Origin of the sequence: Corynebacterium sphenisci DSM 44792, from assembly GCF_001941505.1 — a bacterium.
Taxonomy (GTDB): Bacteria; Actinomycetota; Actinomycetes; order Mycobacteriales; family Mycobacteriaceae; genus Corynebacterium; species Corynebacterium sphenisci.
Map to the genome: position 1 here is coordinate 370,389 of NZ_CP009248.1, position 26,416 is coordinate 396,804.

The 26,416-nt window shown below is 74.1% G+C and carries 24 protein-coding genes; 19 read left to right on the top strand and 5 right to left on the bottom strand.

Annotated elements, in window-relative coordinates:
* Positions 1-8: 8 nt before the first annotated feature.
* The 4 genes from CSPHI_RS01695 to CSPHI_RS01710 all read left to right on the top strand — a co-directional run bounded on the left by CSPHI_RS01695 (position 9) and on the right by CSPHI_RS01710 (position 5,753).
* Entirely contained in the window at positions 9-1,031 is a 1,023-nt protein-coding gene (locus CSPHI_RS01695) for a FecCD family ABC transporter permease (RefSeq protein WP_075691215.1), read from the top strand.
* Between the two features lie 62 nt (positions 1,032-1,093).
* Entirely contained in the window at positions 1,094-2,119 is a 1,026-nt protein-coding gene (locus CSPHI_RS01700; RefSeq protein ID WP_169840388.1) for a FecCD family ABC transporter permease, read from the top strand.
* Between the two features lie 107 nt (positions 2,120-2,226).
* Complete coding sequence (locus tag CSPHI_RS01705; RefSeq protein WP_075691216.1) at positions 2,227-3,996, top strand: ABC transporter ATP-binding protein; 1,770 nt, start codon at positions 2,227-2,229, stop codon at positions 3,994-3,996.
* Entirely contained in the window at positions 3,993-5,753 is a 1,761-nt protein-coding gene (locus CSPHI_RS01710) for an ABC transporter ATP-binding protein (RefSeq protein WP_075691217.1), read from the top strand. The genes CSPHI_RS01705 and CSPHI_RS01710 overlap by 4 nt, the downstream gene beginning before the upstream one ends.
* Here the strand turns inward: CSPHI_RS01710 and CSPHI_RS01715 are convergent.
* Both CSPHI_RS01715 and CSPHI_RS01720 read right to left on the bottom strand, forming a co-directional pair.
* The gene (locus tag CSPHI_RS01715) at positions 5,728-6,516 is read right to left on the bottom strand and encodes an ABC transporter ATP-binding protein (protein WP_075691218.1); all 789 of its coding nucleotides are present in this window, start codon (positions 6,514-6,516) and stop codon (positions 5,728-5,730) included. The two genes, CSPHI_RS01710 and CSPHI_RS01715, sit on opposite strands and share 26 nt — an antisense overlap.
* A gap of 184 nt (positions 6,517-6,700) precedes the next feature.
* A complete protein-coding gene (locus tag CSPHI_RS01720; protein WP_169840389.1) occupies positions 6,701-7,678 on the bottom strand; it encodes an ABC transporter substrate-binding protein in 978 nt (325 codons plus the stop codon).
* Positions 7,679-8,046: 368 nt separating this feature from the next.
* Here CSPHI_RS01720 and CSPHI_RS01725 point away from each other — a divergent pair, with 368 nt between their 5' ends.
* From CSPHI_RS01725 to CSPHI_RS01790, 14 genes are all read left to right on the top strand, one after another.
* Positions 8,047-9,237 carry an MFS transporter gene (locus CSPHI_RS01725; RefSeq protein WP_169840390.1) on the top strand — a complete coding sequence of 397 codons (1,191 nt, stop codon included), beginning with the start codon at positions 8,047-8,049 and terminating at the stop codon, positions 9,235-9,237.
* Between the two features lie 183 nt (positions 9,238-9,420).
* Positions 9,421-10,740 (top strand): preprotein translocase subunit SecY, encoded by a 1,320-nt coding sequence (gene secY, locus CSPHI_RS01730; RefSeq protein WP_425429735.1) that lies wholly within the window; start codon positions 9,421-9,423, stop codon positions 10,738-10,740.
* Positions 10,737-11,291: an adenylate kinase gene (locus CSPHI_RS01735; RefSeq protein ID WP_075691221.1), complete on the top strand. Its 555-nt coding sequence runs from the start codon at positions 10,737-10,739 to the stop codon at positions 11,289-11,291. Before secY ends, CSPHI_RS01735 begins: the two co-directional genes overlap by 4 nt.
* Before the next feature lie 137 nt (positions 11,292-11,428).
* Positions 11,429-12,226: a type I methionyl aminopeptidase gene (gene map, locus CSPHI_RS01740; RefSeq protein ID WP_075693616.1), complete on the top strand. Its 798-nt coding sequence runs from the start codon at positions 11,429-11,431 to the stop codon at positions 12,224-12,226.
* Positions 12,227-12,349: 123 nt separating this feature from the next.
* The gene (locus CSPHI_RS01745) at positions 12,350-13,555 is read left to right on the top strand and encodes a dicarboxylate/amino acid:cation symporter (protein ID WP_075691222.1); all 1,206 of its coding nucleotides are present in this window, start codon (positions 12,350-12,352) and stop codon (positions 13,553-13,555) included.
* 176 nt (positions 13,556-13,731) lie between these two features.
* Positions 13,732-13,953 (top strand): translation initiation factor IF-1, encoded by a 222-nt coding sequence (infA, locus tag CSPHI_RS01750; protein WP_016422077.1) that lies wholly within the window; start codon positions 13,732-13,734, stop codon positions 13,951-13,953.
* Positions 13,954-14,166: 213 nt separating this feature from the next.
* On the top strand, positions 14,167-14,535 hold the full coding sequence (rpsM, locus tag CSPHI_RS01755) for a 30S ribosomal protein S13 (protein WP_075691223.1): 369 nt from the start codon (positions 14,167-14,169) through the stop codon (positions 14,533-14,535).
* A gap of 3 nt (positions 14,536-14,538) precedes the next feature.
* Positions 14,539-14,946, top strand: coding sequence for a 30S ribosomal protein S11 (gene rpsK / locus CSPHI_RS01760; protein ID WP_075691224.1), 408 nt, complete (start codon positions 14,539-14,541; stop codon positions 14,944-14,946).
* A 21-nt stretch (positions 14,947-14,967) separates the two neighbouring features.
* Positions 14,968-15,573 carry a 30S ribosomal protein S4 gene (gene rpsD / locus CSPHI_RS01765; RefSeq protein ID WP_075691225.1) on the top strand — a complete coding sequence of 202 codons (606 nt, stop codon included), beginning with the start codon at positions 14,968-14,970 and terminating at the stop codon, positions 15,571-15,573.
* 116 nt (positions 15,574-15,689) lie between these two features.
* Positions 15,690-16,700 (top strand): DNA-directed RNA polymerase subunit alpha, encoded by a 1,011-nt coding sequence (locus CSPHI_RS01770; RefSeq protein ID WP_075691226.1) that lies wholly within the window; start codon positions 15,690-15,692, stop codon positions 16,698-16,700.
* A gap of 93 nt (positions 16,701-16,793) precedes the next feature.
* Complete coding sequence (gene rplQ, locus CSPHI_RS01775; protein ID WP_075691227.1) at positions 16,794-17,339, top strand: 50S ribosomal protein L17; 546 nt, start codon at positions 16,794-16,796, stop codon at positions 17,337-17,339.
* Between the two features lie 110 nt (positions 17,340-17,449).
* Positions 17,450-18,304: a tRNA pseudouridine(38-40) synthase TruA gene (gene truA, locus CSPHI_RS01780; RefSeq protein WP_245803326.1), complete on the top strand. Its 855-nt coding sequence runs from the start codon at positions 17,450-17,452 to the stop codon at positions 18,302-18,304.
* Complete coding sequence (locus CSPHI_RS01785; RefSeq protein ID WP_075691228.1) at positions 18,301-20,631, top strand: DUF6541 family protein; 2,331 nt, start codon at positions 18,301-18,303, stop codon at positions 20,629-20,631. Before truA ends, CSPHI_RS01785 begins: the two co-directional genes overlap by 4 nt.
* 76 nt (positions 20,632-20,707) lie before the next feature.
* On the top strand, positions 20,708-21,400 hold the full coding sequence (locus tag CSPHI_RS01790) for a hypothetical protein (RefSeq protein WP_075691229.1): 693 nt from the start codon (positions 20,708-20,710) through the stop codon (positions 21,398-21,400).
* Between the two features lie 53 nt (positions 21,401-21,453).
* Here CSPHI_RS01790 and CSPHI_RS01795 read toward each other — a convergent pair whose 3' ends face one another.
* Positions 21,454-22,389 carry a hypothetical protein gene (locus tag CSPHI_RS01795; RefSeq protein ID WP_075691230.1) on the bottom strand — a complete coding sequence of 312 codons (936 nt, stop codon included), beginning with the start codon at positions 22,387-22,389 and terminating at the stop codon, positions 21,454-21,456.
* 103 nt (positions 22,390-22,492) lie between these two features.
* Here CSPHI_RS01795 and eccB point away from each other — a divergent pair, with 103 nt between their 5' ends.
* Positions 22,493-23,821 carry a type VII secretion protein EccB gene (gene eccB / locus CSPHI_RS01800; RefSeq protein WP_075691231.1) on the top strand — a complete coding sequence of 443 codons (1,329 nt, stop codon included), beginning with the start codon at positions 22,493-22,495 and terminating at the stop codon, positions 23,819-23,821.
* Here the strand turns inward: eccB and mycP are convergent.
* Positions 23,728-24,984, bottom strand: coding sequence for a type VII secretion-associated serine protease mycosin (gene mycP, locus CSPHI_RS01805; protein ID WP_075691232.1), 1,257 nt, complete (start codon positions 24,982-24,984; stop codon positions 23,728-23,730). The genes eccB and mycP overlap by 94 nt on opposite strands.
* Entirely contained in the window at positions 24,981-26,357 is a 1,377-nt protein-coding gene (gene eccD / locus CSPHI_RS01810) for a type VII secretion integral membrane protein EccD (protein WP_075691233.1), read from the bottom strand. The genes mycP and eccD overlap by 4 nt, the downstream gene beginning before the upstream one ends.
* Between the last annotated feature and the right edge of the window lie 59 nt (positions 26,358-26,416).

The window sequence follows — 26,416 nt, forward strand, 5'->3', positions numbered from 1 at the left end:
GGTAGGCGATGAGCGATCTGATACGCGCACACCCGGTTTCGCGACCGATTGGTGCCCCGGATCGCCGCCTTGTCCGGGTGTTGGGGGTTCTGCTGATGCTCCTGGCTACCGCGGTTCTGCTGAGTCTGATGCTCGGTGCAGCCCCGGTGCCACCTTCGGTCGCCGTGCGTGCCATGGTCAATGGCTCCCCTGGGGAGCCGGGGCAGCTGATCGTGCGTGAGATGCGCCTGCCGCGGACCGTTATCGCGGTGTTGGCCGGAGTGGCGCTGGCCGCCGCAGGGGTTTGCTTGCAGGCGCTTATTCGCAATCCACTCGCCGACCCGGGGTTGCTTGGCGTCAACGCCGGGGCCTCCTGCGCCGTCGCCTGTGCGGCGGCAGCGGGCATCTCGGATCCTCTACACCAGGTGTGGTGGGCGCTGGCGGGGGCGTTCCTCGTATCCGGCCTGGTGGTCTGGCTGGGATCCTTGTCCCCGGTGCAGTTGTTGCTCGTCGGGGTTGCGATCACCGCGATTCTCACGGGGATCACCACGGCGATGACGCTCATTGTCCCCCGCGCATTCGATCTGATGCGGGGTTGGGTCGTGGGTGCGTTGGACGGCAGGGGCGTGGAGGTCATTGGGGTCACCGGAGTTGTGGTTGCGGCGGGACTCGCTCTGGCTTTGGCGAGCACTCGTGCCCTGGCTGCGTTGCAGCTGGGCGAGGATTCAGCCGTGGCCCTGGGGGTTCGCGTTCGACGTACCCGGCTGCTCGTGGTGGCTTCGGTAGCCCTGCTCGCCGGCGGCGCGACGGCGGCAGCGGGCCCCGTGGCCTTCCTCGGATTGCTGATGGCGCACCTGGCCAGAACTCTCGTGGGCCCGGATCCGCGCCGGATGATGCCTGCCGCGGTGATCGGGGGGCCGGTACTACTCCTGGCGGCCGATGTCATAGGACGTCTGATCGTCCAGCCTGCGGAAATGCCCGCCGGGCTCATGGTCGCTTTCCTGGGGGGCCCGTTGCTCGTGATGCTCGCCCTGCGAAGTGGGGTTCGATGATGACCCGCGGTAGGGCCGGGGTCGGCCCCATTGTGCTGAGGTTCGGTACCTGTAGCGTGCGGATGCGGATTCGGGATATCGCGGTGTTCTGGGGCCTGGTTCTCGCTCTAATCGTCCTCGCCGGTATGAGCGTGGGTGTGGGGCCAGCCAGTGCCGGCTTGGGGGATTTTTGGCGTGCGATGACATCGGGGGAACCGGTAGGCGGCATGGATGCGGTCATGAAATGGCGAATTCCGCGCATCGGCGTCGCGGTGGCCGGTGGCGCCCTGCTGGCGCTCGGTGGTGCACTGTTCCAGGTGCTCACCCGGAACCCGCTGGGTAGCCCGGACATCATCGGGTTCAATACCGGGGCGTACACCGGCGCTCTGCTGGCAACTCTGCTTCTACCCCCTACCGCCGGTCGGGAGCTTCGGATCGGCGCCGTCCGGCTGTATCTCGGGGACTACGTACCCGCGGTAGGCGCCTTCGCGGGTGGCCTGGCGTGCGCCGCCCTGGTCCTTGGACTGGCCCGGGTGCGGTCCGGTGGAATGTCGCATCGTCTGGTGGTGATCGGCATCGCGGTGAGCGCCACGCTCACCGCTTTGAACGCGTTCATCATTATGAAGACCGACGTGAACTACGCCTCGTCGATGACCTCCTGGAGCTTTGGCACATTGAATGGGATGCGGCCCCCGGACGCGGTGTTCGTCACGTGCTGCCTCGTCCTCGCCGCGCTCATCTGCCCCTGGGCCGCGCACGTCGGGGCTGCGCTGCGCTGTCACGATGACCTCGCAGTGGCCATCGGCAGTCCGGTGACGCGGCATCGGGTGCTCTTCGTCTTCCTCGGCGTGGCCGTGACGGCGGTGGTCACCTCCGTGGTGGGCCCGGTGATGTTCGTCGCCTTGACCGCACCGCATATCGCCCGGGGCATCACTCGATCACCCGGCCTGGTGCTGGGCTGCACCGCCGCGGTCGGCGCGATGCTGTTGCTCGCCGCGGACACCCTCGCCCGTCTGGGTGCGATCGAGCTTCCCGCCGGAGTCGTGACGATGATCCTCGGGGGCGGGTATTTCTTCTGGCTCTTGCTTCGGCTGCAGCATTCGACGTAACCCGACGCCGGCTGAAGCCGGCCCTGTACACCATCGGGAAAATAGGTTAGGGTTGCATAAATTTCAAACTGTCGAGTGTCGAGACGGAAGGTCGTGGAGGAAGGTCGATGTTGGAGAAGAATCCCGATGAGAGTACCGGGCAGTCGGCCAGGGCGTCTGCGGCCACGCTCGCCGAGTTGACCCGTCCGGTATCGGGTTCACTCCGTGCCGCGGCCGCGCTGCAGGCCGTCGCCTCGGTGGCGGCCATCGCGCCACTGGCCCTGATTGGGCTGATCGGGGGCAGCCTGCTCGAAGGACGCTCGCCAGGAGGGGCTGTGGTCGCGACCGTGGTCGGGGCTCTGATCCTCCGGGTGGTCGCGGAGGCCGCGGCCTTGGCGATATCCCATGACGCGGACGCCCGACTGCAGCATCACCTCAGATGGCGGATCGTCGACGCGCTCTCCCGGGTTCCGCTGCGCTGGTTCACCGCGACCCCGTCCGGCACCGTTCGCCGGGCGGTCAGCGATGACGTCGCTGAACTGCATTTTCTGGTGGCACATGCGAAAGTCGAGCAGGTTGCCGGGGTGGTCACTCCGATAGCCGGATTGGCCTGGTGCGTCCTCCTCGACTGGAGGTTGGCGATCGTGGCGGCCCTGCCGTTGGTCGCCTACGGTCTGCTGTCCTGGATCGCGATGCGCAATGCCGGCTCGGTCATGGAGGAAATCGCCGCTGCGCTTGGTCGGATGAGTGCGGCCATCACCGAATTCGTCCACGGCATCGCCGTGGTGAAGGTGTTCGGTACGCGGAGGACGGCGCACGAGAAGTTCATCGGGGCGGCCGAGGACTACCAGGACACCTACGGGACCTGGGCGCGGACCCTGACCCGGGGTTCGGCCTTGGCCGGGGTGCTGCTCTCAGCCCCGGTCATCCTTCTGCTCACCCTGGGGATCGGGTTCTGGTTCATTGGGGCCGGCTGGTGTGGTCCGGTGGAGGTGATCGCGGCTGCGTTGATCGCCATGGTGATTCCCTCGACCGTCGTCTCCCTGGGGTTCAGCGCGCAATTCAGGCGCCAGGCGGAGGCCGCCGCCGAGCGGATCGCGGGCATCCTGGATACCCCGGGACTGCCCGCGGCGACCGAGGAGGTCGAGCTCCCCGATGCGGGTATCGAGCTCGTCGACGTCGATTATGCCTACGGAGACGGTGACTTGGCCGTTCGGGGGCTTTCGCTCGGGTTCCCCGCAGGAAGCACCACCGCACTGGTGGGGGCTTCCGGGGCCGGGAAATCCACGGTGGCGGGCCTCGTCGCACGGTTCGATGATCCGGTGCGGGGGCAGGTCCGGATCGGCGGTGTCGACGTCCGGGAGATCCCGCCGCGTCAGCTATACGACACGGTTTCGTTCGTGCTGCAGGACACCGGCTTGGTGGGCATGTCCATCGCGGACAACATCCGGCTTGGCCGACCTGCTGCCGGTGATGACGAGGTCCTGGAGGCGGCCCGTCGCGCCCAGGTCGCGGAGGACGTCCTCGCGCTTCCGGAGGGCTTCGACACTCTCGTCACCAGCGACCACGGGCTCTCCGGGGGGCAGCGGCAGCGGATTGCGGTTGCGCGGGCGATCCTGCGCGACGCCCCGGTGGTCGTCCTGGACGAGGCGACCTCCTTCGCCGACCCCGATTCCGAGGCCCGCGTGCAGGCCGCCCTCGGTGAGCTCACCGATGACGCCACGGTGATCCTCATCGCGCATCGGCTGCGCACCGTGGTCGACTGCGATCGGATCGTGGTCCTCGACGGCGGCGGTGTCGCCGAAGCGGGTACCCATGACGAGCTCCTCGCGGCGGGGGGCATCTACGCGGATCTTTGGCATAGGTCGACCACCGGCCAGGAGGAGGGACTTCGATGATTCGGGAACTGTTCGGGATCGTCGGGAGCCGGCGGCTGACGGCGTATCTGCTCGCCGCGGTGATCTACGGGGTGCTCTCCGGGGCGGCCATGGGGCTGTTGCTCCCGCTGGCTCGATCACTCGCCGCCGATGACGGCACTGCCGGGGGGTGGCTGGCGGTGTTGGCCGGCGTGGTCGCGGCGGCGGCGGTGCTGCATTATGTGCAGACCCTTGCGATGAACGCGGCCTCGTTGGAGATCGTCGCGGGAATGCACCGCCGAGCGGCCGACGCCCTGGTGGAGGTCCCCCTGGAGTGGTGCACCAGGGAGCGGGCGGCCTCCGTGGCGGACACCATGATCTCCGGGACCACCGTTGTCGGCATGTCCGTGGCACATCTGCTGTCCCCGGTGCTGTCGACCTTCGCGGCGACGGCCACGGTGGCGATTGTCGTGTGCTTCGCCGATCCCGGGCTGGCGGCCGCCCTCGTGATCGGCGCACTGGTGGTCTGGGGCGCCGCCCGCTGGGCGACGTCGGTGATCGACTCCGGTGAAAGAGCCATCCACGCCCGGCAACTCGCGGTGCAGGAGGCGGTGCTCGATTTCGCCCGGCACCAGCCGGTGCTGCGCTCGGCCGGGGTCGACGCCCGGTCCTTCGCCCCGGTCGCGGACTCCCTGGACGGGGAACTGCGCGCCAACCGAGGCGCTGGCGGACGCGCCACGGTCGCCGCCGTCCTCGGCGGAGTGCTCGTGCAGGCGACGCTTTCCGCGGTCATCGTGCTCGCGGTGCACGGCTTCTCGGGAAACCGGATCGATGGGCCGACGGCCTTCGCCGTCATCGCCCTGGCCGCCAGGTTCACCGGCCCCATCACCGAGCTCGTCGGGCTCTCCAGCGCACTGCGGGTCTCCGCCAGCCAGCTTCGCAGGGTACGTGAAATCCTCGACGCCCCCTCATTACCGGAACCCGTCGAATCCGCCGCGCCCGAGGCGGCGGGAACCGTCGAATTCCGTGACGTGAGCTTCGGCTACCGCCCGGGGGAGCCGATCCTGGAGGGGATCGATTTCCGCGTCGCCCCCGGTGAGGTCGTCGGCATCATCGGCCCCTCCGGTTGCGGAAAGACCACCGCGCTGAAGCTGATGGCGAGGTTCATGGACGTCGACGGCGGTTCGGTGCGGATAGCCGGCCATGATGTCCGCGACTACGACCCGGAGACGCTGATGGGGCAGCTGTCGGTGGTGTTCCAGGACGTGTACCTGTTCGAGGGGACGCTGCGGGACAATATCGCCGTCGGCCGGCCTGACGCGGCCGAGGCGGAGATCCTGGCCGCCGCCCACGCCGCCGGGGTGGACGAGATCGCCGCACGGCTCGACGGGGGCTTCGACGCGCCCGTGGGGGAGGGGGGACGGATGCTCTCCGGAGGCGAGCGCCAGCGCATCTCCATCGCACGCGCATTGCTCAAGGACGCGCCCATCGTGCTTCTCGACGAGGCGACGGCGTCCCTTGACGCATTCAACGAGCAGTTCATCCTCGATGGCATCGCCGAACTGGCCCGCGACCGCACGGTGATCATGGTCGCCCATCGGTCCTCGGCCCTACGGCACTGCGACCGGTTCATCGTGCTCGACGGGGAGGGGGGCGTCGACGCCATCGGCGATGACGCGACCCTGCGGGAGAGCAGCGCCGTGTACCGGCGGTTCCTCGAGTCCGCGGAGTCCGCGGCGGGTTGGAGCATCGGCGGCGCGGGGCCGCGGACGGTCAGGCGCGGCCGAGCGGGACGATGAGGGGCCGATCGCCGGCCGGGTCATCGAGGAGCGCGGCCTCGAGGCCGAATACCCGACGCAGCAGCTCCACGGTGAAGACCTCCCGTGGATGCCCCTGGGCCACGATGCGCCCCTCATGCATGACCAGGACCTCGTCGGCGTAGCGCGCGGTGAGCAGCAGATCATGGAGGACGACGACGACGGTCTTCCCGCGGTCGCGGCTCAACGTGACGATGAGCTCGAGCACCTCGATGCAGGTGGCGAGATCGAGGTAGGTCGTGGGCTCGTCCAGGAGCAGCGTGGGGGTGTCCTGCGCCAGGGCCATCGCGATCCACGCCCGCTGACGCTGTCCCCCGGAGAGCTCATCGACCGGGATTCCGGCGAGCTCACCCAGGTGCGTGAGCATCAGGGCATCGGCGATGGCGGCATCGTCCGCGCTCGACCATTGCCGTGTCACCGAATGGTGGGGATGCCTGCCCAGGGCCACCAGATCCCGGACCAGCAGGCCCTCCGGTGCGATGGGGGACTGCGGGAGCATGCCCAGCAGCTGCGCCACCCGCCGAGTGGGGAGTCGATGGATGTCCTCCCCGTTCAGGAGCACCCGCCCGGTCCTCGCCGGCAGCAGCCTGCTGCAGACCTTCAGCAGCGTGGATTTTCCGCAGCCGTTCGGCCCCACCACCGCAGTGAGTCGGCCTGCGGGGAAGGTCGCCGTCACATCGGGCAGGATCGCCGCGTCCCCGTAGGTGACCCCCACGTGGTTCGCGTGGAGCCCGAGTTCGGGCATGGTCGTTCTCCTCATCGATGATCGGGCCCAGAGCCTCATAAGGCGAGGCGGGCGTTATCACTAGCCTTCCGCCGTTTGCGTCCCTGGGTGCCGGGTTCTTGGGCGGGCCGGCAGACGCCATGGCGCGAGCCCCGAAGCACCTCGTTGTGTTGGGGCCCGCGCAGGGTTAACCGGAGTAGCCGGATTAGCCCTCGATTTCGGAGAGGAAGGTCTCCCAGAGGTCGCCGATGGTCTCCGTGGTGGTGGTCTCCTCGCCCTTGGCGATCGCCTCCAGGTCGACGGCGGTGCCGAAGAAGGAGAAGGGGGTCGAGACGAACCACAGCTCACCGAGCGGGCGGATCTGCTCGCCGGTGAGCTCCTTGGCGGTGGGCAGCTCGAGCAGCGAATCCGGGGTGTAGAAGGTCCCCTCGGGCAGCACGATCAGGTCTGCGTCCTGCTCCGGGATCAGCTCCGGGGACAGATCCACCCACGCGGTGTCGGCGTCCTTCTTCTGGAACTCGGGGCGATCGAATCCGGCGTCCGCGATCAGAGTCGAGCTGGGCGCACTCGGCGGCATGGTGAAGTTCATCGAGCCGAAGGTGTTGCCGAGCAGGGAGAGCGTACGGTCTCCGGCATCGCCGGATGCCGCCTCCAGGCGCTTCTCGATAGCAGCGATCTGCCGTTCGATGCGTCCCTCGTCGGCGCCGAGGAGCTCGCCGTTCTTCTCGGTCAGCTCACGCCAGGTCCCCGTGATCGGGAGCACCACGGTGGGGGCGATTTCGGAGAGCTTGTCGAATTCCATGCCGGTCGGCCCCTCTGGGCCGGTGCCCAGCAGCATGTCGGGCTCCAGCGACTCGACCTCCTCCAGCGGCGGCAGCTCCACGGCACCGGCCTCCCGGAGTTCGACCCCGGCGGCCTCGAGGATGCCGGCGGTGCCCTCGTCGGAGGACGAGGTGTAGACGATGGCGGGCTCCAGCCCGGCGGCGAGGGCGGCGATGCCGGCGTTCTCGTCGAAGGCGACGAGCTTGGCGGGCGTCACCGGCACCGTGGCCTCACCCACCTCGTGGGTTACGGTGCGGGTCTCGTTCTCGGCCGCGGCCCCGTTCGATTCGTCCTCGCCGGAGCAGCCGGTGAGGATCAGGGCGGTGGCGGTGGTGGCCGCCAAGGCCATGCGGGAAAGCATTCGGGTCATGAGAGATTTCCTCTGGGTCGGGGATGGTTGCGGAGCGGATATCACTCCGCGCAGATAGGTTACCGACCCTATGCTCAAAATGTAAGGCAAGGCTCATATTGTGGTGCGCTATCGGGTGTGGGGGCGGTGCGTGACTAGGGTTTCGCGTTTCGCTGACCCTCGAGTCGAGCCCGGTCCAAGCACAGACATCGGTTGTGAGGCGAGCCTTGGGTTGATTAGGGTGGGGCCCCGCAGTGACCTCGGTGGGGTCGCGGAGGACTAGGGAACGGAGCGCGGTAATGAAGGAGAAGGGTGCTTCCGCAGCCGACGCGGAAACTGGTACGCGGCCGGCGGTCACCGCCACCGGGAGCGCAGACCCGTTGCCCGGATCGTCGTGGTGGCTGGCCGGGCCCTGCCTGGCGCTGCTCGCCTTCTTCATCGACGACTACATCGTCGCCGGGCTGCTGCCGGAGGTCAGCGCCGGGCTGGGAGTGGGCGAGGCCGCCGCCGGCCAGCTGGTCACCGTGTTCTCGCTGACCATGGCGGTGGCCACCCCGGTGGCCGCGGTGGTCTTCGCGCGCACCCCGCGCCGCCGGCTGCTGCCGGCGGCGCTGGGCGCCTTCATCGCCGCCAACGCGGCGATGACCCTGGTGGACCATTACGCGGCGGCGATGCTGCTGCGGGTGGCCTCCGCGGCGGCGGCCGCCGCCGCGGTGCCCGCCATCTTCGCCGCGGTCGCGGATCTCTCCCCCGAGGAGCGGCGGGGCCGCAACCTGGCGGTGCTGTCCACCGCGGCGACGGTGTCCATCGCCGTCGGCGTGCCCTGCGGCACCTGGCTGGCCGCCCGCGGCGGCTGGCACGCCGCCTTCGCGGCGATGGCCGCCCTGGGCGCGGTGGCCCTGGTGGTGCTCGCGCTCACCCTGCCGGCGCCGCCGACCCCGCCGGCGACGCCGCTGCGCGAGCAGTTGGCGGTGCTCGCCGGGCGCCGGATCTCCCTGGCCCTGCTCGGCGCGGCGGTGGCCGTCGCCGGCGCGCTGACCCTGGTCACCTACATCGCCCCCTACCTGGAGCAGACCCTGGGCCGGGCGGATCTGCGGCCGGCCCTGTTCGCCGTCTTCGGGATCTGCGCCACGGCGGGCACCCTGCTCGGCGGGGCGGTCAGCGACCGGATCGGCCCGGACCGGACCATCGTGACCGGCCTGGGCGCCTACGTCCTGGTGCTGCTCGGCTTCGCCGCCGCCTGGTGGGCCCGCCCGGTGGGGCTGCCGGCCTTCATCCCGCTGGTGCTGGCCTGGGGCGTCTTCACGCACTGGTCCGCCCCGGCGATCCAGGTGCGGCTGCACCAGTTGGCCGGGCCCCTGGCCACCCAGGCGCTGGCGCTGAACAGCTCCCTGGGCGCGGTGGGCGTGGCCGCCGGGGCGGCGCTCGGCGGGCTGCTGCTCACCATCGGCCCGGTGGGGGTGCTGCCGGTGGCCGGGGCGGTGCTCGCCGGCATCGGCCTGGCCCTGCTGCGGGCCGCCTTCCGCGGGGCCCCCGAGCCGGCCCCGGCCGGGCCCGCCGGCGGGGGATAGGCCGGTGCGCCCGGCCCGCCCCGGGGCGCCCTCGCCGGGGAGGGATCGGGCGCGGGGCGGGGGCGCTGGTAGACTCGCACCGTCATACGACCGTTACCTAACCTGCGTGGCAGTCGTCCGGGGCATCCCGCGCCCCGGGCCGGCCGGCCACGCACCAGGAGGATGCACGTGCCCACCGGATTCCTGGCGGCGCTGCGCGACCCCGACCTGCGGAAGAAGATCCTGTTCACCCTGGGCATGGTCATCCTCTACCGCATCGGCGCGCAGATCCCGACCCCCGGCGTCGACTACAACCTGGTCAGCGCGCGGCTGGACGCGGTCACCCAGGACCAGTCCAGCGTCTACAACCTGATCAACCTGTTCTCCGGCGGGGCGCTGCTGCAGATCGCCGTGTTCGGCATCGGCATCATGCCCTACATCACCTCCTCCATCATCGTGCAGCTGCTCACCGTGGTCATCCCGCATTTCGAGCAGCTGAAGAAGGAGGGCCAGACCGGGCAGGCGAAGATGACCCAGTACACCCGGTACCTCACCGTGGCGCTGGCACTGCTGCAGTCCGCGGGCATCGTGGCCATGGCCGACCGCGGGGCGCTGCTCGGCGGCGGCCAGTCGCTGCTGGTGCCCGGGGCCGGGATCTGGGACATGGCGGTGATGGTGGTCGTGCTCACCGCCGGCGCGGTGCTGGTGATGTGGTTCGGCGAGCTCATCACCGACCGGGGGGTGGGCAACGGCATGTCCCTGCTCATCTTCGCCGGCATCGCCGCGCAGATGCCCGCCTCCGGGGCGCAGGTGCTGCAGCAGTCCGGCGGGCTGGTCTTCGCCATCGTGATGACCGTGGTGCTGCTGCTCATCATCGCGGTGATCTTCATCGAGCAGGGCCAGCGCCGGATCCCGGTGCAGTACGCCAAGCGGATGGTCGGCCGCCGGCAGTACGGGGGCACCTCCACCTACCTGCCGCTGAAGGTCAACCAGGCCGGCGTGATCCCGGTGATCTTCGCCTCCTCGCTCATCTACGTGCCGGTGCTGATCACCCAGATCGTGCTCTCCGGCCAGCAGAACCCGAACCTGGACAACTGGTGGCAGCGCAATGTCATCCAGTACCTGCAGAACCCCTCCAGCTGGCAGTACATCCTGGGCTTCTTCCTGCTCATCGTGTTCTTCTCCTTCTTCTACGTCTCCGTGCAGTACGACCCGAACGACCAGGCGGAGAACATGAAGAAGTACGGCGGCTTCATCCCCGGCTACCGGCCGGGCCGGCCCACCGCGGAGTACCTGGGCTACGTGATAACCCGACTGTTGACCGTCGGTTCGTTGTACCTTGGACTTATCGCCGTGGTCCCCAACCTCGCCCTCGACCTCGGCGTCGGCGGCGCCACCGGCAGCTCCGGCGGCGGCATGTTCGGCGGCACGGCCCTGCTGATCCTGGTCAGCGTGGCCCTCACCACGGTGAAGCAGATCGAGAGCCAGATGATGCAACGCAACTACGAAGGGTTTTTGAAGTGACGCGACTCATTCTCCTCGGGCCCCCCGGGGCCGGGAAGGGCACCCAGGCCGGCCTGCTCTCCGAGAAGCTCGGCGTGCCGCACATCTCCACCGGCGACCTGTTCCGCGCCAACATCGGCGAGGGCACCCCGCTGGGCCTGGAGGCGAAGTCCTACATCGACGCCGGCGACCTGGTGCCCGACGACGTCACCGTGCGCATGGTGGAGTCCCGCCTCGCCGAGGACGACGCCGCCGGCGGCTTCCTGCTCGACGGCTTCCCGCGCACCGTGCCCCAGGCGGAGGAGCTCGCCCGGATCCTGGACGGGCTCGACCAGCGCCTCGACGCGGTGATCCAGTTCGACGTCTCCGAGGACGTGGTCGTGGACCGGATGCTCTCCCGCGGCCGCGCCGACGACACCGAGGAGGTCATCCGCAACCGGCTCGCCGTCTACGCCAAGGAGACCGCGCCGCTGCTGGACCACTACCGGGACAAGCTCATCGTGATCACCGCGGAGGGCCCGGTCGAGGAGATCAACGAGCGCACCATGGCCGCCATCGGCGAGGCCCGCTGAGGCGCCGCCCCCCGGCGCGCCCCGCATCCGGCGCCCCCGGCCCCCGGCCGCGGGGCGCCGCGCCGATCCGGGCTCCCCGCGGGCGCGCCGCCCCCATGGCGCCGCCGGCCGCGGCGGGGGTATCGTGTCCGCCCGTGATCAGGTTCCGACGCACCGCCAAGACCATCCACGCCCGCACCCCCGGCGAACTCGACGCCATGGAGGCCGCCGGCGTCCTGGTCGGCCGCACCCTCGCCGCGGTGCGCGCCGCCGCGGCCCCCGGGGTGAGCACCGCCGAGCTCGACGAGCTGGCCCGGGAGACCATCACCGGCGCCGGCGGGACCCCCTCCTTCCTCGGCTACGAGGGCTTCCCGGCCTCCGTCTGCGCCTCCGTCAACGAGGTGGTGGTGCACGGCATCCCCTCCGCGGAGACGGTGCTGGAGGAGGGCGACCTGGTCTCCATCGACTGCGGCGCCATCGTCGACGGCTGGCACGGCGACTCCGCCATCTCCTTCGGGGTGGGCAGGCTCGCCCCGCATATCGGCAAGCTCAACTCGGCCACCAAGGAGGTGCTCGCCGCGGGCATCGCGGCGATGATCCCCGGCAACCGGCTCACCGACGTCAGCCACGCCCTGGAGGTGGCCACCCGGCAGGCGGAGCGCCGGCACGGGATCCGGCTGGGCATCGTCGACGGCTACGGCGGCCACGGCATCGGCCGGGAGATGCACATGGACCCGTTCCTGCCCAACGAGGGCGCCCCGGGCCGCGGGGAGCGGATCGTGGAGGGCTCGGTGCTGGCCATCGAGCCGATGCTGATCCTCGGCGGGGAGACCGACACCGAGGAGCTCGCCGACGGCTGGACCGTGGTCTCCGCCGACGGCTCCCCGGCGGCGCACTGGGAGCACACCGTCGCGGCCACCGACCATGGGCCCCGGATACTCACCATGCGGCCCTGAACCGGCGGCGCCCGCGCCCGCGGCGGCGGTCACCCCGGGATCGCCCCCCGGCGCCGGGGCCGCGTCGAATATGCTGGACGCGATGGCCAACCCCCCACCGCCGACCAAGAAACGGGGATCCCCGTGCACGCCAAGCGCCTGACCTCCTCGCTGCTGTTCCGCATCATCGTCGCGATCCTCGCCGGCATCGTCTGCAGCCTCTTCCTGCCGGACTGGGCCGCCCGGGTGTTCGTCACCTTCAACGGGCTGTTCGGCAACTTCCTGGGCTTCTTCGTCCCGGTGCTGATCTTCGCGCTCATCACCCCCGCGATCGCCGGGCTGGGCCGGGGCGCCGGCAAATGGCTCGGCGCCACCGTGGGCATCGCCTACGCCTCCACCATCATCTCCGGGTTCATCGCCTACGCGGTGGCCGCCGCGGTGTACCCCACGCTGCTGCGCGCCGAGGCCCTCGCCGAGGCGGTGGACATCGACGAGGGCGCCCTGCAGCCCTATTTCGCGGTGGAGATGCCCGCCCCCTTCGAGGTGATGAGCGCCCTGCTGCTGGCCTTCACCATCGGCATCGCGATGGCCGCGATCGGCACCCCCACCCTGAAATCCGGGGCCGAGGAGCTGCGCCAGGTGATCATGAAGGTGATCGAGCGCTTCATCATCCCGCTGCTGCCCATCTACATCTTCGGCATCTTCCTGGCCATGGGCATGAACGGCAACCTGCGGCTCACCCTGTCCATGTTCCTCAAGGTGCTGCTGCTGGCCATCGGGATGACCCTGGTGGTGCTGGTGCTGCAGTACGCCGCCGCCGGGGCCATCGCCCGGCGCAACCCGCTCACCGCGGTGCGCAACATGCTGCCCGCCTACTTCACCGCCCTGGGCACCTCCTCCTCGGCGGCGACCATCCCGGTGACCCTGCGCTGCGCCCGGGCCAACGGGATCGCGGAGAACGTCGCCGGCTTCGTCATCCCGCTGTGCGCCACGGTGCACCTGTCCGGCTCCATGATGAAGATCGGCCTCTTCGCCTTCGCGGTGCTGCACATGACCACCGGCGGGGTCTCCGCCGGCGCCGCCATCGGCTTCGTGCTGCTGCTCGGCATCATGATGGTCGCCGCCCCCGGGGTGCCCGGCGGGGCGATCATGGCCGCGGTGGGGCTGCTGCAGTCCCAGCTCGGCTTCGACGACGGCCAGGTGGCGCTGATGATCGCCGCCTACATCGCCATCGACTCCTTCGGCACCGCCTGCAACGTCACCGGCGACGGGGCGATCGCGCTGGTGATCAACCGCTTCGCCCGCGGCGACGTGCGCGGGGAGCGGCTGCCCGCGGACGCCACCGCCTGAGCCGGCGCCGGGGCGCCCGCCGCGGCGGGAACCCCGGCGCGCGCGTCCGCGCGGCGGCCGTTTGGGGAAGGCCCAGGTCGCGTGTAAGATGAGCCGATGGTGAGGGAGCAGTGTCTCCCCCGCCGGCAGCAACTGATCGCCCAACCGGCCGGCACGGCCGGGGAAACGTGGAGGATATGGCTAAGAAGGAAGGCGCCATCGAGGTCGAGGGCCGCGTCGTCGAGCCCCTGCCGAACGCGATGTTCCGTGTTGAGCTGGACAACGGGCACAAGGTGCTCGCCCACATCAGCGGGAAAATGCGCCAGCACTACATCCGCATCCTCCCCGAGGACCGGGTCGTCGTCGAGCTGTCGCCGTACGACCTGGAACGCGGGCGAATCGTGTACCGCTACAAGTAAGACACCGCACCCCCACCGTCCTGGCGCGGGGAACCCGGGTCGGCCGCGACGCGGCCGGCCCGCACGGGTTCCCCGCGTGAGTTCACCTCCGGCAACGGTGGCCGGAGCCCCGCCAATGGATACCGTCCGTCCCGGCGACCGACCGGGAGCCGACGGAGCCGGCGGGGAAGGCAGTGGGGGAAACCACCGCACCAACCGGAAGGAAACTGCCGCATGGCACGCCTTGCTGGAGTCGACCTGCCGCGCTACAAGCGCATGGAGGTCGCTCTCACCTACATCTACGGCATCGGGCCCGCCCGTGCCGCCGAGCTGCTGGAGAAGACCGGGATCTCCCCGGATCTCCGCACCGACGATCTGACCGATGAGCAGGTCTCCGCGCTGCGCGAGGCCATCGAGTCCTCCTGGAAGGTCGAGGGCGACCTCCGCCGCCAGGTCCAGGCCGATATCCGACGCAAGATCGAGATCGGCTGCTACCAGGGCCTGCGGCACCGCCGCGGCCTGCCGGTGCGCGGCCAGCGCACCAAGACCAACGCCCGCACGCGCAAGGGTCCGAAGAAGACGATCGCCGGAAAGAAGAAGTAAGACATGGCAGCTCAGAAGCCCGCCGCACGCAGCCGCCGCACCGGCCGCCGCGTCGCGAAGAAGAACGTGGCCCAGGGCCACGCCTACATCAAGTCCACCTTCAACAACACCATCGTGTCCATCACGGACCCGAAGGGCGCCGTCATCTCCTGGGCGTCCTCCGGGCACGTGGGGTTCAAGGGCTCGCGCAAGTCGACCCCCTTCGCCGCGCAGATGGCGGCCGAGAACGCCGCCCGCAAGGCGCAGGAGCACGGCATGAAGAAGGTCGACGTGTTCGTCAAGGGCCCGGGTTCGGGCCGCGAGACCGCCATCCGCTCCCTCCAGGCCGCCGGCCTCGAGGTCAGCTCGATCTCCGACGTGACCCCGCAGCCGCACAACGGCTGCCGTCCGCCGAAGCGTCGTCGCGTCTAAGAGGAAGGTCAGGAAGAAGACATGGCCCGTTACACCGGTCCCGCAACCCGCAAGTCCCGTCGCCTCCGAGTCGATCTCGTCGGCGGCGACATGAGCTTCGAGCGCCGCCCCTACCCCCCGGGGCAGGCCGGCCGCGCCCGGATCAAGGAATCCGAGTACCTCATCCAGCTGCAGGAGAAGCAGAAGGCCCGCTTCACCTACGGCGTGATGGAGAAGCAGTTCCGCCGCTACTACGCCGAGGCCAACCGCCGCCCCGGCAAGACCGGCGACAACCTGATGATCCTGCTGGAGTCCCGGCTGGACAACGTCGTCTACCGCGCCGGCCTGGCGAAGACCCGCCGGCAGGCCCGGCAGCTGGTCTCGCACGGCCACTTCACGGTCAACGGCCGCAAGGTCACCGTGCCCTCCTACCAGGTCGCCCAGTACGACATCATCGACGTGCGCGATAAGTCGAAGAAGATGAACTGGTTCGAGGAGGCCCAGGAGGGCCTGGTCGACGCCGTCGTCCCGGCCTGGCTGCAGGTCGTCCCCGAGACCCTGCGCATCCTCGTGCACCAGCTGCCCGAGCGCGCCCAGATCGACGTGCCGCTGCAGGAGCAGCTCATCGTCGAGTTCTACTCCAAGTAGGACCAGCCCGCGGCCGGGGCCCGCCCCGGCCGCGGCCGTGCCCCCATCCGGGGCCCGCCCCGCAGATTCGTTCCCTACGGCGTCATATAGCGGTCGCCAACTGGAGGATTTCCCGAATGCTCATCTCCCAACGCCCGGTCCTCACCGAGGACTACATCGACTCCTCGCGCTCCCGGTTCATCATCGAGCCGCTGGAGCCCGGGTTCGGCTACACCCTCGGCAACTCGCTGCGGCGCACCCTGCTGTCGTCCATCCCGGGCGCGGCGGTGACCAGCATCCGCATCGAGGGGGTGCTGCACGAGTTCACCACCATCACCGGGGTGAAGGAGGACGTCTCCGACATCATCCTCAACATCAAGGGCCTGGTGCTGAGCTCCGACTTCGACGAGCCGGCCACCGTGTACCTGCGCCGCGAGGGCGCCGGCGCGGTGACCGCCGCCGACATCGAGTGCCCGGCCGGGGTGGAGATCCACAACCCGGATCACCACCTGGCCACCCTCAACGAGCAGGGCCGGCTGGAGATCGAGATGGTCGTCGAGCGCGGCCGCGGCTACGTGCCCGCCGATGTGCGCTCCGACGAGATCGGCCGGATCCCGGTCGACCAGATCTACTCCCCGGTGCTGAAGGTCAGCTACAAGGTCGAGGCCACCCGCGTGTCCCAGCGCACCGACTTCGACAAGCTGATCATCGACGTGGAGACGAAGAACTCCATCACCGCCCGCGACGCCATGGCCTCGGCCGGCAAGACCCTGGTGGAGCTGTTCGGCCTGGCCCGGGAGCTCAACGACCAGGCGGAGGGCATCGAGATCGGCCCGAACCCGCTGGAGGCGGAGGACGTCGCCGCGTTCTCCACCCCCATCGAGGATCTGGAGTTCTCCATGCGCTCCTACAACTGCCTCAAGCGCGAGCAGATCGACACCGTCGGCCAGCTGGCCGCGAAGACCGAGTCGGATCTGCTGGACATCCGCAACTTCGGCGACAAGTCGATCACCGAGGTCAAGGAGAAGCTGGCCGAGCTGGGCCTGTCCCTGAAGGATTCCCCGGACAGCTTCGACCCGGCCGCCGCCGCCGAGTTCACCGAGGGCCCGGAGTGGTCCGCGGCGGAGGACGAGGGCTACGCCGAGTAGCCGCGGGGCCGCCCCGAGCTCTACCGCGGCGCGATCCCGCCGGCCACGCCGCCGGCGCCGCGGCCGCGACTTCATACACAACGAGGAGATACCATGCCCAAGCCCAAGAAGGGCGCCCGTCTCGGCGGTTCCGCCTCCCATCAGCGGAAGATCCTGGCCAACCTGGCCAAGCAGCTGTTCGAGCACGGCCAGATCAAGACCACCGACACCAAGGCCAAGCTGCTGCGCCCCTACGCGGAGAAGCTGATCACCAAGGCCAAGCGCGGCACCCTGGCGGATCGCCGCAACGCCGCGAAGCTGCTCAACGACAACTTCGCCGTGCAGCAGCTCTTCGACGTGGTCGGCCCGAAGTTCGCCGACCGCGACGGCGGCTACACCCGGATCATCAAGCTGGGTAACCGCAAGGGCGACAACGCCCCGATCTCGCTCATCGCCCTGGTCGACGAGGAGACCGTGAGCACCGAGGCCACCCGCGCCACCCGCGCCGCCGCCTCCAAGGCCGCCCAGGCCGAGGAGCCCGCCGAGGCCGAGGACGCCCCCGAGGTCGAGGCCGAGGAGGCCACCGACGCCGAGGCCGTCGCCGAGGCCGAGGAGGCCGAGGAGGCCGCCGCCGACGCCGGCGAGGCCGAGGAGAAGTAGCGCCGGCGCCGCCGGCCCCGCCGGCGGCCATGGCGCCCGAGGGGCCCCGCCCCGGGATCCGACGCGGATTCCGGGGCGGGGCCCCTCGGCGATCCCGGTACCCTGTGGACGTGATCCGCCTGCGCCTCGACCTCGCCTACGACGGCACCGACTTCCACGGCTGGGCCGCCCAACCCGGCCAGGGCCTGCGCACCGTGCAGGCCACCGTGGAGGAGGCCCTCGCCCTGGTGCTGCGCACCCCGGTCCGGCTCACCGTCGCCGGGCGCACCGACGCCGGGGTGCACGCCTCCGGGCAGGTCGCCCACGTGGACGTGCCCGCCGCCGCGCTGGACCAGCGCTCCCTCGGCGGGGACCCGGCCCGGCTGGTGCGCCGGCTGGCCCGGCTGCTGCCCGCCGACGTCACCGTGCGCGGCTGCGCCGCGGCCCCGGCGGGCTTCGACGCGCGCTTCTCCGCGCTGCGCCGGCGCTACCGCTACCGGGTCAGCTGCGACCCGGCGGGGCCGCTGCCCACCCGGGCCCGGGACACCGCGCACCACCGCCGGCCGGTGGACCCGGCGCTGCTCGACGCCGCCGCCGAGGTGCTCGTCGGCCTGCACGACTTCGCCGCCTTCTGCCGGCCCCGGCCGCATTCCACCACCATCCGGGATCTGCAGGTCTTCCGCTGGCGGGACGCCTCCACCGCGGAGGAGCCCGCGCTCTACGAGGCGGAGGTGGTCGCCGACGCCTTCTGCTGGTCCATGGTGCGCTCCCTGGTCGGCGCCTGCCTGGCCACCGCCGAGGGCCGCCGGGCCCGCGGCTTCACCGCCGAACTGCTCGGGGAGCGGGCCCGCTCCCCGCGGGTGCCGGTCGCCCCCGCCCGGGGGCTCACCCTGGTCGGCGTGGACTACCCGCCGGAGGCGGAGCTCGCCGAACGGGCCGCCGCCACCCGGGGCCTGCGCGCACTGCCGGGGGAGGGGCCGCGATGACCGGCTACCCGCTGCCCGCCTTCGCCGGGGCGCCGACCATGCTCCTCGTGCTCCTGGCGCTCACCCTCGTCCCCGGGTTCCTGCTCGGCCGGGCCCTGGGCCTGGGCCGGGCCTGGTCGGCGGCGAGCGCCCCGGCGGGCTCCCTGGCCCTGGCCGGGGTGGCCGCCTGGCTGCTCGGCCTGGCCGGGGTGGGCTACCGCCCGGCCACCGCGGGGGCGACCGCGGCGGCGCTCATCCTCGCCGCCGCCGCGGCGCGGGCCGCCGCCCGCCGCTGGCGGGGCGCCGGGGTCGCGGTGGACCGCCGGCCCCGGCGCCGGGCCCGCCCGGCGTGGCGCCCCGGGCCGGTGGCCCGGCAGGCCGGGCCCGCCGCCCTCGGGGTGGCCGCCGGCGCGGCCCTGCTCTGGGTGCCCGCCTGGACCCGGTTCACCCGGGTCGCCGGGCCCGGGTCGGTGCCGCAGCTGTGGGACGCCAACTGGCATGCCTCGGTGCTGCGGCACATCATCGACGACGGGGTGGCCTCGCCGACCATGATGGGCCCGCTGCAGAACGCGGAGACCGCCCGGCCGATGTTCTACCCCACCGCCTGGCACGCCCTGGTCGCCCCGGCCGCCCAACTCACCGGCACCCCGGTGGTGGACGCGGCCACCATCGCCGGGCTGGGCCTGCCCGCGCTGCTCACCCCGCTGGCCGCCGCCGCCCTGGCCTGGCGGATGCTCTCCCGGCCGGAGGCGGCCCCGCACCGGGCCGCCGGGGTGGCTGCCGGCCTGGCCGCGGTGGCCGCGGTCGCCGCCCCGGTGCTGCACCCGATCGGCTTCGGGGTGGGCGCCTGGCCCTACCAGGTGGCGATCGCCCTGGCCATGACGGTGTTCGCGCTGCTGGTCACCGTTCCCGATGCGCCCCGCCGGATCCCGGCGGCGGCGATGGCCTTCGCCGGGGCGGCGATGACGCATCCGGCGGCGGCGTCCACGGTGGCGCTGCTGGTCACGATGCACTGGCTCGCCCTGCGGCTGTGGCGCCCGGCCGCCGGCGCGGGCCGGGACCGCGGCCCGGTGGTCGCCCGGGTGCGCGACGCCCTGCTGCTGGCGGCCCCGGCGCTGCTCGCCGCGGCGGCGCTGCTCCCGCAGTGGGCGGTGCTCGGCGCCGCCGGGCAGGAGTCCGAGATCATCGGCTACGACGCCACCGTGGACGTCGACCGGGCCGAGGCGTGGCGGCAGGGCGCCCTGATGCTCACCCGGCACGCCCTGGAGCTGCACCCGGTGGTGCCGCTGCTCGCCGTGGGCCTGGCCGGGCTGGCCCTGGCCGCGATCCGGGGCCGGGCGGCGTGGGCGCCGCTGTCCTGGGCGCTGCTGGTGACCTGCACCGTGCACGGGCTGCGCCCCTTCGACGGCGGCATCGGCGCGGTGCTCTCCGCCTACACGGAGCTGCACTACGCCACCCCGCACCGGCTGGTGATGCCGGTGGCCTACCTGCTCGCCGCCGGCTGCGGGGTGGCCGGGGCGCTGACGGTCTCCGCCGTCGCCGGGCCCGGCGGCCGCGCCCGGATCGCCCTGGCCACGGTGCTCGCCCTGGCCGGGGCGACGGCGGCCGGGGCCTGGGCGGTGGGCCGCACCGCCGGGGCCCGGGACTTCGCCATCGACGTCGGCTACGACGGCCGGGTGGTCGGGGAGCGCGATCTGCGCGCCTTCGCCTGGTTGGCCGCCCAACCGGAGGCGCGGGCGCATTCGGTGTTCGTCAACCCCAACGAGGGCTCGGCGTGGATCTACCCGATCACCGGGCAGTCCTCGGTGTTCCGGCACTACCTGTGGCCGGATGTGCCCCAGGAGTCCGCCACCAACGCGGTGTTCTGGCACGCCGACAAGATCGGCGCCGGGGTGGAGGGCGACCCCTGGGCGATCAACGGGGTCGACGAGGCCCTGGCGAAGCTCGACGTGGCCTTCATCTACATCTCCCCGCCGAACTTCTGGGAGGACGCCGACTACGTGTGGCCGATGCTCGACGGGGTGTGGTGGGCCCCGGGCGCCACCCCGGTGTACAAGGATCACGAGGTGGGCATCGTCGCGGTGAACCGGGTCGTCGGCGCCGAGGCGATCGCCCGGCTGCGGGCGCAGTCCCCCGAACCGCTGGCGCCGCTGCCCACCCGGGCGCTGATGGGCCTGGCGAAACCCGGGGACCCGGATGCGGATCTCCCCTACGTCTTCCAGCCGGGCACCGACCCGGTGACGAATCCGCTGGTCGCGCCGCCGCCGGGGGAGGCCCGGCCGCCGCTGGCGCCGCGGCCGCCGGTGCCCGCCGGGGCGCCCCGGGAGATCCGGGCCCCGAAGCGCTGAACCGGCCGCGGGGGACTCCCCCCGACCGGCCGGGTGCGCGCCACGGCGGCGGGGAAACCGCGTACAGTCCACGGGTATGCGCAGCCCCCTCGCCCTCCTCGCCGGCCTCGCCGCCGCCGCCCTGCTCGCCGGCTGCGGCACCGGCGAGGACGCCCCCGCACCGCCCCCCGCCACCGCGGAGCCCACCACGACCACCACCGCGGAGCAGACCGAGAAGATCGACCCCTCGCCGACCAGCCGCAGCATCATCGCCGTGGATGAGGCCGATTTCACGCCCCCGGACGGGCCGAACGCCCGGATCTTCGTGCTCGCCGACGGGACGACCACCTGCTACTACAACGAGATCGGCGACGGCCGCTACCTCAGCTGCGGCGGGGAGTTCACGGACCCGCCGATGGTGGAGGGCCCGGACGGGCGGCCCACCCCCGCCAACGCGGTGTCCTTCACCCCCGAGGGGATCCTCTTCCAGTCGCTGACCTTCCCCGGCGGCTCCTACGCCCCGCGCACCCTCAACGCCGGGGAGGCGCTCACCGCCTACGGCTACACCTGCACCGCCGAGGGCCCCTCCGCGGTGACCTGCACCGGCCCGCAGGGCACCGCCGCCATCCGGGACGGCCAGGTCACCGGCGCCACCGTGCCGGAGCCGGCCGAGCCCGCCGCGGAGGACCCGGAGGCGCCGGCCGACCCCGCCGCGGAGGACGGCGCCGAGGGGGAGGACGCCGGCGGCGGCCCGCTCGGCGACGCCCTGGGCGAGCTCTTCGGCGACTGACCCCACCCGGCCCCGCCCCGACGGCCATCGCCCGGGGCGGGGCCGCGGCGCGCTCAGCCCAGCTGCAGCGGCCGGATCACCCGCACCCCGGCCCCGGCGTCGAGCCGCCAGGTGCGCTCGCGCAGCTCCAGCACCGGATGGGCCGCCGTGCCCGGCCGCGCCGCGGCCCCCGGATCCAGCAGCCGCACCGGGGTCGGCGCCCCCGGCGCCGGCGGCCCGGGCGGCGCCCCGTCGTGCACCAGCGCATCCAGCTCCGCCGGGGCGCGGGCGCCGACCAGCCGGGCGCCGAGGCCCACCGCCGCGGCGAACCGCGGCGGCCGGGTGGTGCGGATGCCCACCGCCGCCCCGGTCACCAGGCAGGCCCCGATGAGCGGCACCGCCCGGGCCGGGTCGCCGAGCACGGTGAGCCCGGCGAGCCCGGGCAGCGCCAGCGCCGCCGGGGCGCCCCGGTCGTCGACACCCAGCAGCTGCGCCGGGGCCGCCGGCACCGCCGGGCTGGCCCGCCCGGGGCGCAGCCGCAGCGGGCGGCGCCGGTGCGCCCCGCCGGCCCGGGCCAGGATCAGCTCCGGCGGCGCCGCCGCCGCGGCGGCCAGCTCCGCGGCGTCCAGGGGGCGGGCGCGCAGCCCGAGCAGGCCCAGCCGGTGCGCGAACCAGGCGCCGGCGGCGGCCGGCTCCGCCGCGGTGAGGGTCAGCGCCGTCCAGGTGCCCGCCCGCTCACCCAGCCGGGTGGCCTGGGTGCGGTAGACGTGCGCGAATTCGCCCACCCCGGCCGGGCGGGTGCGGTGCAGCCGCACCGCCTCCACCGGGGTGGGCGACTGCGCCGCCGCCGCCAGCAGCTCCGCCGTGGGCAGCGCCCCGGCCGCCCCGGGCAGCAGGCGCAGCCCCGCATCGGCCCCGGCCCCGCGGCGGCCCGGCCGCGCCCCCGCGGCGGCGCCGGCGCCCGCCGCCAGGGCGACCATGCCGAAGGCGATCCCGGCACCGGCGTCCATCGCGGCCCCCCTCCCCGCGCCGCCCCCGCGGCGCCTTCGCCGCGCAGGCTAGCAGCCGGCGGATTAGGCTGCCCGGCAACAGCCGTCGACGGGGGGAGCGGCCATGCCGCGCACACCGACCACGCCCGCGCAGGTCAGCGGGCACCGATTCCTGGTGCGCCAGGTGCAGCACGCCCTGGTGCGCGCCGACGCCCGGATGCTCCACGATCCGCTGCGCACCCGGGCCCGGGCGCAGGCGGCGTCGGCGGTGCTGCTGGCGCTGCTCGCCGCCGGCTCCCTGGTGCTCGGCCTGTTCCGGCCCGCCGCCGGCGCCGCCGATGACGCCGCGGTGCTGCTGGTGCGCGGCACCGGGGCGATCCACGTCCGCCTCGACGGGCGGGTGCACCCGGCGGCGAACCTGGCCTCCGCCCGGCTGGCCCTGGGCCGGGCCGAGACCCCGGCCCGGATCCCCGCGACGGCCCTGGGCCGCTGGCCGGCCGGGCCCGCGATCGGGATCCCCGGGGCCCCGGACGTGCCCGCCGGGGACCCGGCGCCCACCCCGGCCGCGGCGGGGGTGTGCGATCACGCCGCCGCCGGGGCGGGGGAGGACGCGCCCCGGCTGCGGCGCACCCTGGTCCGCCTCGGCCCCGCCGGGCGGGCCGCGCCGGCGGGGTCCGCGGCGCTGGCCTTCGACGGCCGCCGGCACTGGCTGCTCGCCGAGGGCTCCCGGGCCCGGGTGGACCCGGCCGACCCGGTGCTCGCCCGGGCGCTGGGCCTGGGCGCGGCCGAGGTGCGCCCGGTGTCCCCGGCGCTGCTGCGCGCCCTGCCGGAGCGGGCCCCGGTGGCGCTGCCCGAGGTGGGCCGCCTCGGCGCGCCCACCGGCCGGGCCGCCCCCTTCGACCGGGTGGGCGCGGTGGTGCGGGTCGAGGGGCGCAACCTGGTCGCCGTGGCCGCCGGCGCCGCCGAGGTGGACCCGGTGCCGGCGGCGGCGCTGGCCGCGGTGGCCGGGGTCGCCGAGGCCGACGCCCGCGCCCTGGCCCGGGTGCCGGTGGCGCCCCGGGTGGACCGGGGCTCCCTGCCGGCGACGATCCCGGACTGGCTGCCCGCCGCCGGGTGGCTCTGCGCCGGGGCCGCCGGGGCGGACGGGGCCGCGGTGCGCCTGCGCGCCCCCGCCGCCGGCCGGCTGCGCGCCGATGCCGCGGTGGCCCTGCCGGGCGCGGACGGGCCCGGCCCGGCGGTGGACGGCTACCTCGGGCCGGCGGCGACGGTGGCCGCGGTGACCGGGGCGGGGATCCAGCTCATCTCCGCCACCGGGATCCGGCACCGGGTGGCCGGGCCGGCCGCGGCCGCCGCCCTGGGCTACCCCGGACCGGGGCCGCTGCCCTGGGCGATGCTCGCCGGGCTGCCGGAGGGCCCGGAGCTCAGCGGCGCCGCGGCCCGGGCCACCGGCTGAGCCGCGCGGGCGGCCAGCAGCGCCAGGGGCGCCGCCAGCGCCGCCATCGCCGCCAGGGCGGCGGCCGCGGCGCGCACCCGGGCCGCCGGGCCCGGATCCGCCGGGGCCGGCGGGGCGGGCGCCGGCACCGGGGCCGGGTCCGCCGGAACCGGCGGCTCCGGCCAGCTCAGCGCGGCCACCGGGTCCACCACCCCGGCGCCGATCCCGGAGGCCCCCGGCACCGGGGCGGCGGTGTCGATGAGCCGGCGGCGCACCTCGGCGGGGCGCAGCCCGGGGTTGCGGGAGAGCAGCAGCGCCGCCGCCCCGGAGACCACCGGGGCGGCGAAGCTGGTGCCCAGCACCGGATCGGCGCGCCCGCCCACCACCCGGCGGTCCGCCAGGCCCGCCCCGCGCGGATCCGGGCCGAGCAGCGGCCCGCCGGGGGCGGCGAGATCCACCCAGTCCCCGCGCAGCGCCCACTGCGCCGCCGCGGCGGGGCCGGCGGGCGGGTCGATCGCGGTGACCGCGAGCACCCCCGGAATCGCCGCGGGCCAGGCCACTGACCCGGCCGGGCAGTCCCCGCCGGCGTTGCCCGCCGCGGCCACGATCACCGCCCCGGCGCGCTCCGCGCGCTCCACCGCGGCGGCCACCGCGGCCACCCCCGCGGGCCGCCGGCCCGGCTCCGCGCAGGCGGTCAGGGAGACGTTGAGCACCCGGGCGCCGGCGGCCACCGCCGCATCCACCGCCTCGGCCAGGGTGCCCAGATCCCCGACATCCCCGGTGGTCTGCCGGATGGAGAGGATCCGCGCCCCGGGGGCCACCCCGGAGAACCGGTCCGGCCCCGGCCGGGCGGCGATCCGCCCGGCGACGAAGGTGCCGTGCGCCTCGCAGTCGGCCAGCGGGTCCCCGCCCCCGGTGAAATCCGCCCCCGCCAGCACCCCGCCCAGCCGCGGATGATCGGCGACCCCGGTGTCGATCACCGCCACCGTCACCCCGGTGCCGTCGGCCAGCGGCCAGGCCCGCCGCCAGCGCAGCCGGGCCTCCGCCGGGCCCGCCCGATCCGCCGCCACCGGGTCCGCCAGCGCGGTGCCCGCGCAGTCGGCCCGCGCCACCGCCCCCGGCCCGGCCGCGGCGAGGAGCAGCACCGCCGCGGCCGCCGCGGCCACCGCCCCCCACCGGATCATGGCAGCAGCCCCTGCAGTGCCGCGGGCAGGCCCGCGACCACCGCGGCGAGCACCGGCAGCACCGCGATCGCCACCGCCTCCACCAGCTCCAGCAGCCGTCGGGTGGGCGGGGCCACCCGCTCGGCGGGCAGCGCCGGCAGCAGGGTCGCCGCCGGCAGCGGGGCGGCGAGCAGCCCCGCGGCCACCGGATGCCCGGCGCCCCACAGCGCCACCGCCGCGGCGGCGACCAGCGCCGCCCCGGCCAGGCCGGCGGCCGCCGAGGGCACCGCCCGCGCATGCCCCCGGCACTGCAGCAGCAGCAGCGCCGCCGCGGCGCCGGCCAGGCCCAGCGCCCAGCCGTCGGTCCGCCCGGCGAGCACCACCGCGCCCGCGGCGGCGAGGGCCGCCGCGGAGGCGGCCGCGGCCCCGTCCAGCAGCGCCCCGGCCCGCCGGGCCGGACCCGGGTCGGTGCGCGGCTCCTCCTCCGGGAAGGGCTCCCCGGCCGCCGGCACCGCCGGCACCCGCACCCGGGCGGCGGCCACCGCGGCCGCCGGGGCGGCCAGCAGCGCCAGGGCCGCCAGCGCGACCAGTGCCGCGGCGGTCACCGGCACCGACCCCGACCAGGCGAGGAGCCCGGCGGCGGCCCCGGCGAGCAGCGCCGCGCAGCCCGCCGCGGCGGCCACCGCCTGCACCGCCGCGGCCGAGCCCGGGCGCCCCCGCCCCGCGGCGGCGGCCAGCGCCCCGGTTGCCGCGGCCAGGCCGAGGGCCAGCCCCGCCGGGGCGGGCCAGGCCGGTCCCGCCCCGCTGGCCGGGCCCGGCGCGGCCAGCGCCACCCCGGCCGTCCCGGCGGCGGCGACGGTCTGCGCCGCCACCGTCGCCGCGGTCGCCGGCCCCGCCCCGCGGGCCAGCGCCGCGGCCAGGCCCAGGGCCAGCACCGCGCAGAGCAGCCCGGCCCCCGCGGCCGCCGGCCCCGGCGCGCCCCGGGAGAGCGCCAGCACCCCGGCCAGCACCGGGACCAGCCCCGCCAGGGCCACCGCCCGGGCCAGGGCCGCGTCCGCGGGGGCGGCGGCGCCGGCGGCGAGCAGATCCGCGGCGTCGACCACCAGCGGCGGCGGGGCCGGGCCCGGATCATCGGCCAGGGTGAGCCGATCCCCGTCGCGCACCCCCGCCGCGGCCAGGCCCCGCTCCGGGTCGGCCACCGCCCCCGAGGGCAGCCGCAGCCGCCAGCAGGCCCCCGCCGGGGCGCCGGCGGCCCCGGCCCCGGTCGCCGAGGCCACCAGCTCCGGCAGCAGATCCGCCACCGGCACCTCCGCCGGCAGCAGCACATCGGCGCACCAGCGGCCCCCCTCCCCGGCGAGCACGTCCACGCGCACCCGCAGCCCCCGATCGATCATCGCGGCCGAACCTCCCCCTCATCGCGGCCCCGGCGCGGGCGGCCGCGCCCGGGGCATCC

Bases quoted from the DNA above. Each gene is read 5' to 3' on its own strand.
- CSPHI_RS01695 (WP_075691215.1), top strand. From the start codon at position 9: ATGAGCGATCTGATACGCGCACACCCGGTTTCGCGACCGATTGGTGCC.
- CSPHI_RS01700 (WP_169840388.1), top strand. From the start codon at position 1,094: ATGCGGATTCGGGATATCGCGGTGTTCTGGGGCCTGGTTCTCGCTCTA.
- CSPHI_RS01705 (WP_075691216.1), top strand. From the start codon at position 2,227: ATGTTGGAGAAGAATCCCGATGAGAGTACCGGGCAGTCGGCCAGGGCG.
- CSPHI_RS01710 (WP_075691217.1), top strand. From the start codon at position 3,993: ATGATTCGGGAACTGTTCGGGATCGTCGGGAGCCGGCGGCTGACGGCG.
- CSPHI_RS01715 (WP_075691218.1), bottom strand. From the start codon at position 6,516: ATGCCCGAACTCGGGCTCCACGCGAACCACGTGGGGGTCACCTACGGG.
- CSPHI_RS01720 (WP_169840389.1), bottom strand. From the start codon at position 7,678: ATGCTTTCCCGCATGGCCTTGGCGGCCACCACCGCCACCGCCCTGATC.
- infA (WP_016422077.1), top strand. From the start codon at position 13,732: ATGGCTAAGAAGGAAGGCGCCATCGAGGTCGAGGGCCGCGTCGTCGAG.
- rpsM (WP_075691223.1), top strand. From the start codon at position 14,167: ATGGCACGCCTTGCTGGAGTCGACCTGCCGCGCTACAAGCGCATGGAG.
- rpsK (WP_075691224.1), top strand. From the start codon at position 14,539: ATGGCAGCTCAGAAGCCCGCCGCACGCAGCCGCCGCACCGGCCGCCGC.
- rpsD (WP_075691225.1), top strand. From the start codon at position 14,968: ATGGCCCGTTACACCGGTCCCGCAACCCGCAAGTCCCGTCGCCTCCGA.
- CSPHI_RS01770 (WP_075691226.1), top strand. From the start codon at position 15,690: ATGCTCATCTCCCAACGCCCGGTCCTCACCGAGGACTACATCGACTCC.
- rplQ (WP_075691227.1), top strand. From the start codon at position 16,794: ATGCCCAAGCCCAAGAAGGGCGCCCGTCTCGGCGGTTCCGCCTCCCAT.
- CSPHI_RS01785 (WP_075691228.1), top strand. From the start codon at position 18,301: ATGACCGGCTACCCGCTGCCCGCCTTCGCCGGGGCGCCGACCATGCTC.
- CSPHI_RS01790 (WP_075691229.1), top strand. From the start codon at position 20,708: ATGCGCAGCCCCCTCGCCCTCCTCGCCGGCCTCGCCGCCGCCGCCCTG.
- CSPHI_RS01795 (WP_075691230.1), bottom strand. From the start codon at position 22,389: ATGGACGCCGGTGCCGGGATCGCCTTCGGCATGGTCGCCCTGGCGGCG.
- eccB (WP_075691231.1), top strand. From the start codon at position 22,493: ATGCCGCGCACACCGACCACGCCCGCGCAGGTCAGCGGGCACCGATTC.
- mycP (WP_075691232.1), bottom strand. From the start codon at position 24,984: ATGATCCGGTGGGGGGCGGTGGCCGCGGCGGCCGCGGCGGTGCTGCTC.
- eccD (WP_075691233.1), bottom strand. From the start codon at position 26,357: ATGATCGATCGGGGGCTGCGGGTGCGCGTGGACGTGCTCGCCGGGGAG.